9 protein-coding genes and 1 tRNA gene are annotated in these 15,661 nt (G+C 69.6%); 7 read left to right on the top strand and 3 right to left on the bottom strand.

Annotation, left to right across the window (positions count from 1 at the left end; all coding sequences use genetic code 11):
- Positions 1–44: 44 nt before the first annotated feature.
- Positions 45–2,927 carry a type I DNA topoisomerase gene (gene topA / locus NQ034_RS07305; protein ID WP_373456758.1) on the top strand — a complete coding sequence of 961 codons (2,883 nt, stop codon included), beginning with the start codon at positions 45–47 and terminating at the stop codon, positions 2,925–2,927.
- Positions 2,928–2,991: 64 nt separating this feature from the next.
- Here topA and NQ034_RS07310 read toward each other — a convergent pair whose 3' ends face one another.
- A complete protein-coding gene (locus NQ034_RS07310; RefSeq protein ID WP_257047973.1) occupies positions 2,992–3,747 on the bottom strand; it encodes a lipoate--protein ligase family protein in 756 nt (251 codons plus the stop codon).
- A gap of 68 nt (positions 3,748–3,815) precedes the next feature.
- Here NQ034_RS07310 and tmk point away from each other — a divergent pair, with 68 nt between their 5' ends.
- Together tmk and NQ034_RS07320 are read left to right on the top strand one after the other, a co-directional pair.
- Positions 3,816–6,527 carry a dTMP kinase gene (tmk, locus tag NQ034_RS16395; RefSeq protein WP_257047974.1) on the top strand — a complete coding sequence of 904 codons (2,712 nt, stop codon included), beginning with the start codon at positions 3,816–3,818 and terminating at the stop codon, positions 6,525–6,527.
- Positions 6,524–7,684: a DNA polymerase III subunit delta' gene (locus tag NQ034_RS07320; RefSeq protein WP_257047975.1), complete on the top strand. Its 1,161-nt coding sequence runs from the start codon at positions 6,524–6,526 to the stop codon at positions 7,682–7,684. The genes tmk and NQ034_RS07320 overlap by 4 nt, the downstream gene beginning before the upstream one ends.
- A gap of 30 nt (positions 7,685–7,714) precedes the next feature.
- On the opposite strand, the gene NQ034_RS07325 is transcribed toward NQ034_RS07320, so the two are convergent.
- Positions 7,715–8,827, bottom strand: coding sequence for a M20/M25/M40 family metallo-hydrolase (locus tag NQ034_RS07325; RefSeq protein WP_257047976.1), 1,113 nt, complete (start codon positions 8,825–8,827; stop codon positions 7,715–7,717).
- A 130-nt stretch (positions 8,828–8,957) separates the two neighbouring features.
- On the opposite strand from NQ034_RS07325, the gene NQ034_RS07330 reads away from it, so the two are divergent.
- A tRNA-Thr gene (locus NQ034_RS07330) sits at positions 8,958–9,030 on the top strand.
- 122 nt (positions 9,031–9,152) lie between these two features.
- Positions 9,153–10,016 (top strand): universal stress protein, encoded by an 864-nt coding sequence (locus tag NQ034_RS07335; RefSeq protein WP_257047977.1) that lies wholly within the window; start codon positions 9,153–9,155, stop codon positions 10,014–10,016.
- 50 nt (positions 10,017–10,066) lie between these two features.
- On the opposite strand, the gene NQ034_RS07340 is transcribed toward NQ034_RS07335, so the two are convergent.
- Complete coding sequence (locus NQ034_RS07340; protein WP_257047979.1) at positions 10,067–11,860, bottom strand: hypothetical protein; 1,794 nt, start codon at positions 11,858–11,860, stop codon at positions 10,067–10,069.
- A 153-nt stretch (positions 11,861–12,013) separates the two neighbouring features.
- On the opposite strand from NQ034_RS07340, the gene NQ034_RS07345 reads away from it, so the two are divergent.
- Positions 12,014–13,633 carry a carboxyl transferase domain-containing protein gene (locus NQ034_RS07345; RefSeq protein WP_257047981.1) on the top strand — a complete coding sequence of 540 codons (1,620 nt, stop codon included), beginning with the start codon at positions 12,014–12,016 and terminating at the stop codon, positions 13,631–13,633.
- Between the two features lie 5 nt (positions 13,634–13,638).
- Positions 13,639–15,660, top strand: coding sequence for an ATP-binding protein (locus NQ034_RS07350; protein WP_257047982.1), 2,022 nt, complete (start codon positions 13,639–13,641; stop codon positions 15,658–15,660).
- The last annotated feature ends 1 nt before the right edge of the window (position 15,661 follow it).

A 15,661-nucleotide genomic window follows, 5' to 3' on the forward strand; every position in this document is an offset into this window, starting at 1 on the left:
GCCAAGCGGGTACCTTATATATAGGGTGGGCTGCGGACGCACCAATGCGCACCAATCCGTGTCCAAGAAAAGTCGAAAGGAACGCAGTGCCCACAACTGCTTCTCATCCGCGTCGCCTGGTCATCGTCGAGTCGCCAACGAAGGCGCGCACGATCGTCGGCTATCTGGGCGACGGCTACGACGTCGAGGCCTCGGTCGGTCACATCCGCGACCTGCCGCAGCCCTCGGAACTGCCCCCGGAGATGAAAAAGGGCCCCTACGGCAAGTTCGCCGTGGATGTGGAGAACGACTTCAAGCCCTACTACCGGGTCGACCCCGGCAAGAAGAAGAAGGTCGCGGAACTCAAGCGCCTGCTCAAGGACGCCGACGAACTCTATCTGGCAACCGATGAGGACCGGGAGGGCGAGGCGATCGCCTGGCACCTGCTCGAAGTGCTCAAGCCCAAGGTCCCGGTCAAGCGCATGGTGTTCCACGAGATCACCCCCGAGGCCATCCAGCGCGCCCTGACGAACACCCGCGAGATCGACGGGGCACTGGTCGACGCGCAGGAGACCCGCCGCGTCCTCGACCGCCTCTACGGCTACGAGGTCTCGCCCGTGCTGTGGCGCAAAGTGGGATCCGGCCTGTCCGCCGGCCGCGTGCAGTCGGTGGCGACCCGCCTGGTCGTCCAGCGCGAACGCGAGCGCATGGCCTTCGTGTCCGCGTCCTACTGGGACCTGGACGTGGAACTCAAAGCCCCCGACGGCACGGTCGCACCCAAGGACGCCGCACCCTTCCCCGCCCGCCTGACCAGCTACAACGGCACCCGGGTGGCCACCGGCCGCGACTTCGACGACCGTGGCAAGCTCAAGGCCAAGTCGGATGTGGTGGTGCTCGACGAGGCCATCGCCACCGGACTGGCCGAAGCGCTGAACGGCCCGGCCCACGATGCGCTGAGCGTTTCCGGGCTGGAGACCAAGCCGTACTCGCGCAAGCCCGCGGCGCCCTTCACCACCTCGACCCTGCAGCAGGAGGCCGGGCGCAAACTGCGGATGAGCTCGCGCCAGGCCATGCGGACCGCGCAGTCGCTGTACGAGAACGGCTACATCACGTACATGCGTACCGACTCGTCGATGCTCTCAGGGCAGGCGATCAGTGCTGCGCGCAGCCAGATCTCGGAGCTCTACGGCCCCGAATACGTGCCGAACTCCCCGCGCGTCTACGCCGCGAAGTCCAAGGGCGCGCAGGAGGCCCACGAGGCGATCCGGCCCGCCGGCGATTCCTTCCGCACCCCGGCACAGGTGTCCGGCAAACTCTCCGGCGACGAATTCCGGCTCTACGACCTGATCTGGAAGCGCACCGTGGCCAGCCAGATGGCCGATGCCAAGGGCAAGACCGCCACGATGCGGATCGAAGCGCAGCTGCCGGCCGGAGCGGACGGTGCCGAGCGCACCGCCGGCTTCACCGCCTCGGGCACGGTCATCACCTTCCGCGGTTTCCTGGCCGCCTACGAGGAGGGCCGCGACCAGGAGCGCTACGACGCGTCCAAGGGCGAATCCCGCCTGCCCGAGGTCGCCGAGGGCTCCGCACTGTCCGTGGCCCACGCGGCCCCGGCCGGGCACCAGACCGCCCCGCCGCCGCGCTTCACCGAGGCCAGCCTGGTCAAGCAGCTCGAAGAGCTGGGGATCGGCCGGCCCTCGACCTACGCCGCGATCATCTCGACGATCCAGGACCGCGGCTACGTCCGCAACCGCGGCTCCGCCCTGGTGCCCACCTGGGTCGCATTCTCCGTGGTGCGCCTGCTCGAAGGGCACTTCGGCGACCTGGTGGACTACCAGTTCACCGCCGACCTGGAAAGCGACCTGGACCATGTGGCCAGCGGTGAGCGCCGCGGCGCGGACTGGCTGGCCGACTTCTACTACGGCGACAAGTCCGCCGGCCACCCCGGCCTCAAACCCACCGTGGACGATCTGGGCGATATCGACGCCCGTGAGATCAACACGGTGCGCATCGACGACGGAGTCGCCCTGCGGGTGGGCCGCTACGGGCCCTATCTGGAGGTCACGGCACCCGCCGGCGGTTTGCAGGAGGGCGACGATCCCAAGCGCGTATCCGTCCCGGACGACCTGGCCCCGGACGAACTGACGCGCGAGAAGGCCGCCGAACTCATCGCCGGCGCCGGCGACGGGGACCGCGAACTGGGTGTGGACCCGGCCTCCGGGCACACGATCGTGGCCAAGACCGGCCGCTTCGGCCCCTACGTCACGGAGATCATCCCCGAAGCAGAACAGGGCAAGGGCAAGAAGAAGGTCAAGCCGCGCACCGGATCGCTGCTCAAATCCATGGACCTGGGCACCGTCGACCTGGACCAGGCGCTGCAACTGCTGAGCCTGCCCAGGGAGGTGGGCAAGGACGCGGACGGCGTGGCCATCACCGCGCAGAACGGCCGGTACGGGCCGTACCTGAAGAAGGGCACGGACTCGCGCTCGCTGGAGACCGAGGAGCAGATCTTCTCCATCACCCTTGAGGAAGCGGAGAAGATCTACGCCCAGCCCAAGACCAGGGGCCGACGGGCCGCCGCGGCTCCGCTCAAGGAGTTCGGCGCCGATCCGGTCAGCGAGAAGCCGGTGGTGCTCAAGGACGGCCGCTTCGGCCCCTACGTCACCGACGGGACGACGAACGCCACCCTGCGCAAGGACGATTCGGTCGAGTCGATCACCCCGGAGCGTGCCTTCGAGCTGATCGCCGAGAAACGCGCCAAGGGCCCGGCGAAGAAGCGCGGGGCCGCGAAGAAGGCACCGGCGAAGAAGACGACCACCAAGAAGACGACGGCCGCGAAGACGGAGGCCGAGAAGAAGGCCGCCCGCTCGGCCGCCGCGAAGAAAGCCGCCGCGACCCGGAAGGCCAATGCGGCGAAGAAGGCGGCCGAGGCCGCGGGCCAGAGCTGAGCACCCCCGCGCCGGCGGGGTCCGCCCCGTCGGCCCGGGCCCTCGGGTGCCCGCGCGCCGGAACTCAGCCGCGCGGCAGCCGCTGCCGGTCGTTGTACGGCCGCGCGGCGGCCAGCTCCGCCGCGGTGAAGTCGCCTGCGACCAGGGTGTAGTGCTCCCGGTATGCGGCCAGGAGTGATTCGTGCACCTGCTCGACCGTCACCTCCGGATGGATCTCGTCGATCGCCCCGCCAGTGGCCGGATCCCACTCCACACCCAGGGCCGCCTCGATGTCGGTCAGTGCCGCGCGCACCCGGGCGGCGTCCGTGACGATGATCGACGAGGAGAACAGCCAGCCGCGGTTCGTCACCCGCTGGGCCGTGCCGATCGCCTTGATCCGCCCCGCCACATTCACACTGTGCTCACCCGGGCAGTACTCGCCGGGGATCTCACCCATCTGGGCATCCACCCCCACCGCGCGCAGGGCCGCGGCGTACATCAGCCCGAACTGCGTGAACCGCTCCTGCGTGCCGGAGAGCAGATCATCGGCCGGCTCCACATGATCGACCACCAGGGAACCCTCCGTATAGACGGCGACCCGCCCGCCCAGGGTGCGCAGCGCCGGGGTCAGCCCGTGGTCCAGCGCGGCCTCGATCGCGGCGGGGAAGCCCGGCAGGAACCGGTCACGCGCGCCGAACACCGCGGTGGGCGCCGGACGGTAGATCCGCAGGGCGGCACCGCGCTCGCGGGAGCGGACCCGGTCCAGCAGGACACGGGCCAGGGACAGAGCGGTCAGGGGGTCCTGGCTGCCGATAGGCAACAGTGTGAGTTCGGGTAGCACGCTTCAAGCGTACCCATCCGGCGCGCTGTGCGGGCTCTACGTCCGTGCTGCCAAGTAGGCTTGGAGTCGTGAGTACTTTAGAGCCACCGGTGAAGCGCACGACCCTGGGCCATCTTGTACTGGAGACCAGCTCCTGGCTCGTCGTCGTGACGACGGCCGCGCTGTGCTATTGCATCGGCGGAATGATAGGGATCTCAGGGGTGCTGTGGCCGGCGCGACTGGGCGGGGTCTGGCATGCGCAGACCTCCGGCGGATTCGACTTCTCCACCGGCACCTGGTGGCTGCTGATCGCAGCCGTCGTGCTCAGCGTGGGCTTCATCGTGCCACAGAAGGTCTTCGAACAGATGCTGCCGGCGGTGCGTTCGAAGGTGCTGACCGGCTTGGGCGCCGCCACCGGCGTGGTCGCCGGGGTCTTCGCCTTCGTGCCCAGCGCCTGGCTGGGCTGGACGGCCTGCCTGCTGCTCGGCGCGCTGTTGGCGGCGGTGACCCGGCACGTCCCCCAGCTGCATCGCAAGCCGTGGCGCACTGCCGGGATCGGCGTGGGCGTCAGCCTGTTCGTCCTGGCCATCGCCCAGCTGGCGGTCGGCACCGGTGCAGCGGCCGGCACGCTGTCGTGGCTGCTGGCGCTCGGTGCCCTCGGCGTATTGGCTGGTTCGCTCCTGGTGTTCCTGTCCCCGGACGTGAACCCTGCGGATCTGCCCCAGCCCACTGCTGCGATCAACACGCGCCAGGCCCTGCCCGGCACCCGCGCGCCCGTTGACATCGCCAATCCCTGGGTCTGCCATCTGTTGGTCGCCCTGCTTGCCGCGGGCCTGGTGCTGGCCCTGCCGGTGGTCACGGAGAACGGATACGGGCTGGCCGGCTTCGCCCTGGCGGTTCTGGCGATCCTGGGCGGTTGGGCATCCGGCTACGAGGTCGGGCCGACCTTCGCACCGGGCATGTCGCGTCCGCGTCTGACATCGTTGGCACTGGTGGCGGCCGGCCTGGCCGGTGTCGGCACCGGCGTGCTGACCGAGCTCTCCGGCCTGGTGCTGATGAGCTTCCTCGCCGCATTCTGTGTGGGGGTGGGGCTGCGCGCCCAGCCCTACCCGATCAGCCGCCGCTACGGCTTGGCCGCCGGTGGCCTGCTGGGCCTGGTGCTGGCGGCCCTGCTGCCGCGTTTCGACGTGGCCTTCAATGCGGACTTCACCTGGAGCATGACCCCGGCGATGGGCACGCACATCCTGCTGGGCCTGGCCGCGATCGTTGCCGGCGTCATCGCCCTGTTCACCTTCGCCCCGCAGGGCATCCGGGGGATCGGCGTGGACCTGGTCCACGCCTTCACCCCGTTGCGCACGGCGGTGGCGCAGGCCGCTGCACAGAAGACAGGGGAGGCGGGTGTCGATGACACCGCCGATTCCGCCGAGGACGCGGCGACCACCGTGCTGTCGGCCGGGCACGGGTCCTCTGCAGACTCGGCCGCGGGGTCGGCGGCCGGGCCCGCTGCGGGTCCCTCCGCAGGTACGGCGGCTCCGGAACATCCCGGTGTCTTCATCACCTTCGAGGGGATCGACGGTTCGGGCAAGACGACCCAGCTGCGCTTGCTGGCCCAGCACCTCAAGGACAACGGACTGGACGATGTCGTATCCACCCGTGAACCGGGCGGGACCCCGGCCGGGGTGCAGATCCGGCAGGTCGTGCAGGGTGGGGATCCGGTGGCTCCGCGGGCGGAGGCACTGCTCTACGCAGCCGACCGGGCCGACCACGTGGCCTCCCTGGTGCGTCCTGCCCTGGAACGTGGGGCGGTGGTGCTCGGCGATCGCTACACGGATTCCTCCATCGCCTATCAGGCCGCGGGCCGGGAACTGTCCGCCGAGGACATCGCGGGGCTCTCGGAGTGGGCCACCCTGGGGCTCCGGCCCGATCTGACCGTGCTCATCGACGCGGATCTGGCGGCGGCGGGCAAGCGGACTGCCGAACGCGGGGAGGAGAACCACTTCGACCGCGAGGCCGACGACTTCCGCACACGCGTGCGCCGGGCCTTCCGGGAACTGGCCCAGGCCGACCCGCAGCGCTATGTCGTGATCGACGGGACGCGCGGTGTCGAGGAGGTCGCCGCCGATGTGGTGGGTGCCCTGGACCCGCTCATCGCGGCCCGGATCGCCGATTACGAGGCTCCCGTCCCGCTCGGCGATGACGCCGCGGAGCCGGAGCCGGACTCCGAGCAGGTGACCGAAACAGGTTCCGAAACCGATTCCGGGGCCGGGTCTGAAACCGATTCTGAAACCACGGAGGTCGACGAGGAGATCGAGGACCTGGACTCCGACGTCGAACTCGAGGACCTCGAAGCCGAGGTCGACGAGCTCGAGGGTGAAGTCGAACGGGATCCGGACGACGACTATCTGCCGGAGTTCCTGCGCGAGGGCATGGACCCCGAAGAGGTCCACTGGGCCTCGCAGGTGGCCACTGACCGCATTATGGAACGGGGAGAGCGCGCGGCGGGGTCCGAATCCGGGGAACCGGACGGGGCCGATGAGCCGGTGGATGTGGACCCGGCAGACGCGGGCCCGGTGGATGTGGAGCCGGAGGAGGCGGAGCCCGAACCCGCGCAGCAGGCGGGGGAGGCCCCGGCCCCGGAAGAGCCGGAGGAGGCGCCCACCACGGCGCTGCGGCCCCGCTTCGATTCCAGCCGGCTGCGCGCGCAGGCGCAGATCGAACGGCAGGCCAGGGAACGACTGCGCCAGGCGAAGCTGCGCCAGCAGCAGGCCAAGAACACGCGCGAAGACGGTGACCGTCAGTGAGCGTCTGGGGTGAACTCGTCGGCCAGTCCGCTGCGATCGACGTGCTGTCCCACGCCGCGCACGCCGCGGCCACCGGTAGCGCGGGGATGACCCACGCCTGGCTCATCACTGGCCCACCGGGATCCGGTCGGTCGAATGCTGCGCGCGCCTTCGCAGCGGCCCTGCTCACCCCGGACGAGGGTGCCGCGGATACGCCCGCCGCGCGCCGGGCCCTGGCCGGGACACACGAATCGATGACCGTCATGTCCACGCAGAAGGCGCTCATCACGATCGACGAGGTGCGCGAACTGGTGGGCACCGCCCAGACGGCACCGGTCAACGCCGATTGGCGCGTGATGATCATCGAGGACGCGGACAGGATGACGGAGCGCACCTCGAACGTGTTGCTCAAATCCATTGAGGAACCGCCGCCGGCCACCGTGTGGATCCTGTGCGCGCCCAGTCCCGAGGATGTGCTGACGACCATCAGATCGCGCTGTCGCAATGTCAATCTGCGCATTCCCCCGGTCCAGGCGATCGCGGATCTGCTGGTGTCACGCGACGGCGTCGATCCGGAGCGGGCACGGTGGGCGGCCGCCGCGGCGCAGAACCACATCGGCCGGGCCCGGTACCTGGCCAGGGACCAGGACGCGGCGCTGGACCGCGAACACGTGCTGGGCATCCCCGGGCGGTTGAAGTCCGTGGGCGCGACCGTGCGCCTGGCCGCCAAGATGGTCGACCTGGCTCAGGAACGCGCGGCAGCGCGGACCGCGGAGCGCAACGCACAGGAACGCTCCCGGCTGTTGACCACCCTGGGGGTGGAGGAGGGTAAACCGGCGCCTCCGGCCCTGCGCGCCCAGGTCAAGCGCCTCGAAGAGGAACAGAAGCGCAGGGACGCCCGCGCCCGCAGCGATGAACTCGATGCGATGCTGCTGGAGTTGCTGTCGCTCTACCGCGATGTGCTGCTGTTCCAGCTGGGGCGCACCGATGGCTGGATCAACCTGGGCTCGGAGGAGCGGATTCGCAAACTTGCCCAGGACGGGGACGCCGAGTCCACCCTCAAGCGCATCGACGTGCTCGGCCTGGCGCGCCGCCGACTGCAGACGAACACCGCTCCGCTGCTGATCATGGAGGCGGCCTTCATCGGCCTGTCGAATCCCTGGCTCAGCGTGGACTGACCCGCCCGTCCCCGCGCAGGTGTGCGGAGCTCAGCCCAGCAGCTGGTCGACCAGGTGGGCGACCAGTTCGACGCGGCGCGGGATCCACTCGATCAGCGCGTGTTCGGTGTCGGCGTGCGAACCGCCGCCCACCGTGCCCAGCCCGTCCAGGGTCGGCACGCCCAGGCCCGCGGTGAAGTTCCCGTCGGAGCCGCCGCCCACCTCGACCTCGGCCAGGGCCGGATGCCCCAGTTCCCCTGCGATCCTTGCGGCGCGTTTGAACAGGGGCAGGGCCAGGGCACGCTCCAGCGGGGGCCGGTTGATCCCGCCGTAGAGTTCCAGCCCGGCCCCGGGGATCTCCGGGCGCAGCCCGTGCAGCAGGCGGTCGACCAGCACCTGTTCGTGCGCGGTCTGCGCGCGCGAGTCGATTGCGACGGAGGCCTGCGCGGGAATGGTGTTCGTGGTCGTCCCCGAGGTCATGACGGTGGGGGTGACCGAGGTGCCGTCGGCCGTCTGCCGGTCCAGGGCGGCGATGCGCAGCACCTGGGCGGCGACCTCGGTGGTGGCGTTGATGCCCTTCTCCGGTTCGACACCGGCGTGGGAGGCCCGACCGGTGATCTCCAACCGGTACAGGGCAACGCCCTTGCGACCGGTCTTCACCGCGCCCTCCCGGTGGCCTTCGCCGCTTTCGAACACGAGTGCGGCCTCTGCGCCGGCGGCCTCGGCCTCGATGATGCCGCGCGAGGACACCGAGCCGATCTCCTCATCGCCGGTGATGAGCAGGCTGACCCCGTCCAGGTTCCCGCGGTTCGCGCGTACGGCGGCCAGGGCGTGCAGGGCGATGAGGTCCCCGCCCTTCATATCGTCGGTACCGGGGCCTCGGACCACACCGGCGCGAATCGAGAAGGGAATGCGCGCCAGTGTGCCCAGCGGCCAGACCGTGTCGTGGTGACCGATCAGTACGACACTGCGCGGGCCCGAGCCGAAGCGCCAGAGCAGGTGTGGGGCGTCGCCGGGGGTCAGGACCCGGGGCGCGGCACCCAGCAGCGAGGCGCCCACACGTGCCACCAGATGGGCGGAGCGCGACAGTGCTGCGGGGTCCGAGGTGGGGGATTCGCATTCGACCAGGGTCTTGAACTGGGAGAGGAAGAGCTCGAGGTCCATTCGTCCAGTCTACGGGGCACTGCGTCGGTGGGGCATGGCCCCGGCGCGCTGCGCCCGACTCGCCTGTGGTCGACATCTCAATTCGCAGCTTTGACCTGGAGGCAGCTGAGCCGATAGAGTTATCTGCGTTGCCGCTTTAGCTCAGTCGGCAGAGCGTCTCACTCGTAATGAGAAGGTCGTGAGTTCGATTCTCACAAGCGGCTCGGCAATCCGAACCCCGGCACCATGATTCCATGGTGTCGGGGTTCTGTCGTGCCGGCGCCTGTTAGGATCTGTTGCGTAGTGCTCTGCTGCATAGTGCAAAGGCGTAACCGGGAGGCTGTCCGTGGGCAACGGCAAGTTCATCGTCGTCGGAATCGACGGATCGCAGGCATCGCGGGAGGCCGCCTGGTGGGCAATGAAGGACGCCAGGTCCACCGGGATCGAAGTCCGGTTGGTCGCGGTGGTCGACGAATCCCAGCTGGAGCGGGCCGACGCCCGGCTCGAGGAGCTGGCCGACGAACTCTCCACACACGCCCCTGAAGCGGTCTTCACCACCCTGGCCACCACCGGCGATCCGGCCGAGGTGCTGGTCGACCTGGCCGCGGATGCGACCCTCCTGGTGTTGGGCGAACACGGCAAGGACGAGGCCGAGCCCGGCCGTCTGGGCACCGTGGCGGCCGGTATCCCCGGGCATGCTCTGTGCAGTGTGCTGATCCTGCGGCAGACGCCCGGGCAGAAGGCCGAATCCGAGGTTCCCGACGGCCATCCGCGCGACCGCAAGCCGGTGGTCGTCGGCTTGGACACCTCGGTGTACTCCGCGATCGCGACCATCGATGCCGCGATCTACGCCCGGGTGCTCGGCGTGCCGCTGCGGGTGCTGACGGTGATCCGCGAGGACGAACCCGGCGATCTGGTCGCCACGCAGGTCGAATTCGACCTGGCCTGGTTGCGCGCGGAGGTCCCCGGCGCCGTGATCGTGCACGAATACGTGCCGGCCGCGGGCCGCACGCCCGCCGAGGTGCTGGTCGAGGCCGGCGATGAGGCCTCCGGGCTGGCCGTCGGAAAGCGCGGTATGGGGCTGTTCGAGAGCATGCGGGTACAGCTGGGGCGGACCTCGGCCGCTGTGTTGCGCGATGCGCGCTCCAGCGTGCTGTTCGTGCCGTACCGCGAGGACCGACGTTTGGAGACCCGGCGCGAGGTCCGCTGAGGCGATCCCTGCACATCCCAGGCGTCGGCGCGCTGGGATGTGCAGCCCGCTCAGTGACGGGGGTTGCGGCGGGGCCGACGCACCAGGTGTCCCAGCCAGGCCCTGGTCACCGCGTTGACCACCAGCAATGCCACGCAGGCGTAGACCAGACCCGGCACCGCCACCGCGCGGTAGGCGGAGAGCGAGAAGCCGCCGGTCGTCGCGGACACTACGGTGCTCAGGGTCCGCCACCCGAAGTGTCCATGGGGGAACGATCCCAGGAGGTTCCGTGGGAACTGGTCGGAGGTGATCTGCTCGATGAACCACCAGCCGGGCACCAGCGGCAGGATGCCGAAGGCACTGCTGAGTGCGCACATGACCAGGCTGATACTGAGGAACCCTCCGATGGTTCGCCCGAACACCGCGTCGATGGCCAGCACCGACCAGGCCGTGAGCGTGGCGACCACCAGGCACACGATCACGCACAGGAGTGAGGCGATGAGCGGGGTGAAACCGCCCAGCAGTTGTCCGCCGGTGTTCGCGAAGCCCCCGGACCAATTGCCCAGATAGCCCAGCAGAGCCCACACCCCCAGCAGGGCGAGGGTGAGGATGCCGACCGTGCCCAGGCTCAGCAGCTGTTTGGCGCCGAACGCGGTACGCGGATCGACCTGTGTGTCGACCCGCGCGTCGACTGCTGCCAGTTCGCGGGTGGCCGGACCGGACTCATGCCCCGCTTCGAGAGCACCGGGGGCGGTTTCGTGTTCGGGCTCGGAGGCGTCGGGGGCGGCCTCGTACCCACCGTATGTGCGGCGGACCCTACGGCGCACCAGCCAGGCCGAGGCGAAGCCCGCGGTCAGCGCACCGGCCACGAGCAGCAGCGGTAGGGCGCTGCGGAAGGCCAGCGTGAGCGAGTCGGCGTGCTGCTCGGGCGAGACGGTGATCGGTTCGCCGTCCTGTCCCTGCGCACCGGGCGTTACGGTATCGGACGTTTCGGTGCCGGATGTCGTCGTGCCGCTTGTGGGTGCCGCTCTGTGCCCGCCGGCCACGACAGCGGCGTCCGCGCTGGGACCCGTATTCGCACGCGCCGGCCCTGCGACCTTCTTCACCGTGAAGTCATAGGCCTGTTCGAAGGCGTTGTAGCGGGCCGTCCGGTCGGCCTTGCATTCGACGTTCGGCTTGTCGATGACGCCGGCACAATCCCATTTCAGCGCGATCAGGCGGATTTCCTTCTGGCTCTCCCGCAGGGCCGGGGCGATTGTGTCCTTCCGATACGCATCCAGGTCGAAGCCGTCCTCGGCTCGGGCATCCGGCCCGGCCAGCAGGTCCATATGGTGCGTGTAGGCCTGCGGATAACGTTCTTGTCGAGAGACTCGGTCGATCGTCTCCGTCATCGTGTCGGTAAAGCCCTTGGGGAAGACGAGCGCGGCGGCCACACTGCCATCGGCCACCAGCTTCCTGGTCTGCTTCGGCTTGACGACGGTGACCTCGGTCCTGCCCGCCGGCTGGGCCTTCAGCTTATCCGCGAAGGTCTGGGAGAAATTCCTCCACTGGGGCTTCGCATCCATGGTGGACAGCTCCCGCTGTTCATCGTCGATGCCCACCGCGACCCGGTAGTGCCCGGCCGCGTGGTCCTTTCCGCCGGTGCCGTTCCCGCCATCCCGGCCGGCCTGCTGAGTGTGCCCGGCCGCGGCGGCCGCCTGGTCACGGGCATCGTTGCGGATCTTCGCATCGGCCCGGAACGTGGTCAGCGGAATGTAGAGCAGGGCCAGCAACACCATGACGATGAGCGAGGCGGCCAGTGGAATAAGCGCGCTGCGGATACGATTCGCGAGTATCTGACGCAGGAGGCCGCTGGATGAACGCATATATCCAACTTTATGTGCTCGTCTCCTGTGTGCTGTTGGCAGCGGTATCGGTCGTCTCCCGACGAACTGGCCTAGACTCGGGACCAGGAGCCCACCGCACGACAGGCACGGGCCCCTGCACATACCTGGACACACCCTCGTACAGGAGAGTCAATGAAGACCCTGGGGACATCGGTGGACACCCACGATCCGGCCGTCAAGGCCAGGCGGGCCGCCCACACCACACTCATCGAAGCACTGCGCACACGCCTGGAGGCCACCGCGCGCGGCGGCGGCGAACGGTCGCGGCAGCGCCATCTGGACCGCGGCAAACTCCTCCCGCGCGAGCGCGTGGAACGGCTGTTGGATCCCGGCGCGCCCTTCCTTGAACTGAGCCCACTGGCCGCCAACGGAATGTACGCAGACGCCTCACCGGGCGCCGGCATCATCACCGGGCTGGGCCGGGTCGCCGGGCGGATCTGCGTGATCGTGGCCAATGACGCTACCGTCAAGGGCGGGACCTACTACCCGATGACCGTCAAGAAGCACCTGCGCGCCCAGGAAGTGGCCCTGGCCAACCGGCTGCCGTGCATCTACCTGGTCGACTCAGGCGGAGCGAACCTGCCCAACCAGGACGAAGTGTTCCCCGACCGGGACCACTTCGGCCGGATCTTCTACAACCAAGCCACCCTGTCGGCCGCCGGCGTCCCCCAGCTGGCCGCGGTCCTGGGCTCGTGCACCGCCGGCGGCGCCTACGTCCCCGCGATGAGCGACGAGACCATCATCGTGGGCGACCAGGGCACGATCTTCCTCGGCGGCCCGCCCCTGGTCAAGGCCGCCACCGGCGAGGACGTCACTGCCGAGGACCTGGGCGGCGGCGCCCTGCACTCGCGCGTCTCCGGCGTCACCGACCACCTGGCGGCGAACGACGGACACGCACTGGAGATCATGCGCGACATCGTCTCCACCCTGGCGCCCCAGGACGCCCCCGCCTGGCAGCGCACCACCCCGCAGCCCCCGGCGGCCGATCCGGAGGAACTCACCGCCGTCGTCCCCGCCGACCTGAAAACCCCCTACGACGTGCGCGAGGTCATCGCCCGCCTGGTCGACGGCAGTAGCTTCCACGAATTCAAAGCCGAATACGGCACCACCCTGGTCACCGGCTTCGCCCACCTGGACGGCCACCCCGTGGGAATCGTGGCCAACAACGGCGTGCTGTTCGGCGAATCCGCACTCAAGGGCGCCCACTTCATCCAACTGTGCGATCAGCGCGACACCCCGCTGATCTTCCTGCAGAACATCACCGGCTTCATGGTCGGCCGCGACTACGAAGCCGGCGGTATCGCCAAACACGGCGCCAAAATGGTCAACGCCGTGGCCTGCGCACGCGTCCCCAAACTCACCGTCATCATCGGCGGATCCTTCGGCGCGGGCAACTACGCCATGTGCGGGCGCGCCTACGACCCCCGCTTCCTGTGGATCTGGCCCCACGCCCGGATCTCCGTGATGGGCGGGGAACAGGCCGCCGGAGTGCTCACCACCGTCAAACGCGCCCAACTGGAAGCCCGCGGCGAAACCCTCGACCCCGCCGCCGAGGCCGCCCTGCGCCAACCCACCCTCGACCAGTACGAACACCAGGGCGACCCCTACTACTCGACCGCCCGACTCTGGGACGACGGCATCATCGAACCCGCCCAGACCCGCCAGGTCCTGGCCCTGGCGCTCGAAGCCTGCCGCCACACCCCACTGACCAGACCGGGCAACGCCCCCGGCTACGGCATCTTCAGGATGTGACCGCCATGTTCCACACAGTGCTCATCGCCAACCGCGGGGAAATCGCCCTGCGCGTCATCACCACCTGCCGCCGCCTGGGCGTGCGCACCGTCGCCGTCTACTCCGACGCCGACGCCGAGGCCGCCCACACCCGGGCCGCGGACCTCGCCGTGCGCCTCGGCCCGGCCCCGGCCAAGGACTCCTACCTCGACATCGCCAAGGTCATCGCCGCGGCCCGGGCCACCGGCGCCCAGGCGATCCACCCCGGCTACGGCTTCCTGTCCGAGAACGCCGACTTCGCCCGCGCCTGCGAAGACGCCGGAATCGTGTTCCTGGGACCCGACTCCACCGCGATCGAAACCATGGGGGACAAGATCGCGGCCAAACAGGCCGTCGCCGCCCGAGGCGTCCCCCTGGTCCCCGGTGTGGCCCGGGCCGGGCTGAGCGATGCCCAACTGGCCGCCGCAGCCATGGACATCGGCCTGCCCGTGCTCATCAAACCCTCCGCCGGCGGAGGCGGCAAGGGCATGCACGCCGTCCACCACGAAGCCGAACTGCTGCCCGCCCTGGCCGCCGCCCGTCGCGAGGCCGCAGCCGGCTTCGGCGACGACACCCTGTTCCTTGAACGCCTCATCGCCCACCCCCGCCACATCGAAGTGCAGATCCTGGCAGACTCCCACGGCACCGTCATCCACCTGGGCGAACGCGAATGCTCCCTGCAGCGCCGCCACCAGAAGGTGATCGAAGAAGCACCCTCGGCCCTGCTCGACCCCGGCACCCGCGCCAGAATCGGCGAGGCCGCCCGCCAGACCGCCCTGGCCGTGGGCTACCGCGGCGCGGGCACCGTCGAATTCATCCTCAGCGCCGATCGGCCCGAAGAGTTCTTCTTCATGGAGATGAACACCCGCCTCCAGGTCGAACACCCCGTCACCGAAGAGGTCACCGGCCTGGACCTGGTCGAACAGATGCTGCTCATCGGCGCAGGCGAACCCCTGCACATCACCCAGGACCAGGTGGACCTGCACGGCCACGCGATCGAGGCGCGCATCTACGCCGAGGACCCCGCCCGCGGCTTCCTGCCCACCGGCGGCCGCGCCCTCGACGTCTGCCTGCCCGCGGCCACCGCCTTCACCCGGGCCTCGGCCCAGTCCCAGGGCAACGGCATCCGCGTCGACGCGGGACTGAGTGCGGGCCAGCCGATCGTCTCCGCCTACGACCCGATGATCGCCAAGGTCATCGCCCACGGCCCCGACCGCGCCACCGCCCTGGCTCGGCTGGACTACGCGCTCGCCGGCTGTGCGATACCCGGCATCACGACCAATATCGACTTCCTGCGCAAGCTGTTGACCAGGGACGATGTCCGCGCCGGAGACCTGACGACGGAAATCATCGACGGTCTTTCCGCTACGGAACTCGAACACGCGCCCGGGCCGATCGACCGCCTGTTCGCGGCCGCCGCGGTGGTGTCCACGGGCGGTGGGGCCGGGGCCGATCCCGCCTGGGACGGGGAACTCGCCCCGCCCGCTCCGGTGAAGGCCGGCGCATGGGACCGGCCCACCGGCTGGCGGTTGGGCCGCCCGCCGCACACCACGGTGCCGCTCCTGGAATCCGGGGAACCGGTGGCGGTCGACTATCCGTACCCGGACCTCGGCGCTGCGACGGCCACCCCCGGCTGGTCGATGACGGTCGACGGGGTGCGCCACACCGCGCGGATCTGGGCCAGGTCCGCCGATCGCCAGATCTGGGTGGCGAGTGAGCGCGGCGTCTATTCCTTCGTCCGGCCCACCGCGGACGCGAATCTTGATCCGGGTACCGTCGGGGCCGAACTCACCGCGCCGATGCCGGGTTCGGTGATCGCCGTCCACGCCGCCGACGGCGCACAGGTCACGGCGGGGCAGGCCCTGCTGGTGGTCGAGGCGATGAAGATGGAACACGTGCTCACCGCCCCCGTGGACGGGGTGCTGGCACTCGAGACGGTGCCAGGGGCCCAGGTGGCCCTGGACGAGGTACTGGCACGGGTCGTGCCGGAAACACAGAGCGAGGAGTAGT

The organism is Brevibacterium moorei, assembly GCF_024580735.1.
GTDB classification, from domain to species: domain Bacteria; phylum Actinomycetota; class Actinomycetes; order Actinomycetales; family Brevibacteriaceae; genus Brevibacterium; species Brevibacterium moorei.

Coding starts and splice junctions, on each gene's coding strand:
- topA (WP_373456758.1), top strand. CDS start 45: ATGCGCACCAATCCGTGTCCAAGAAAAGTCGAAAGGAACGCAGTGCCC.
- NQ034_RS07325 (WP_257047976.1), bottom strand. CDS start 8,827: ATGGACCTCGAGCTCTTCCTCTCCCAGTTCAAGACCCTGGTCGAATGC.
- NQ034_RS07340 (WP_257047979.1), bottom strand. CDS start 11,860: ATGCGTTCATCCAGCGGCCTCCTGCGTCAGATACTCGCGAATCGTATC.
- NQ034_RS07345 (WP_257047981.1), top strand. CDS start 12,014: ATGAAGACCCTGGGGACATCGGTGGACACCCACGATCCGGCCGTCAAG.
- NQ034_RS07350 (WP_257047982.1), top strand. CDS start 13,639: ATGTTCCACACAGTGCTCATCGCCAACCGCGGGGAAATCGCCCTGCGC.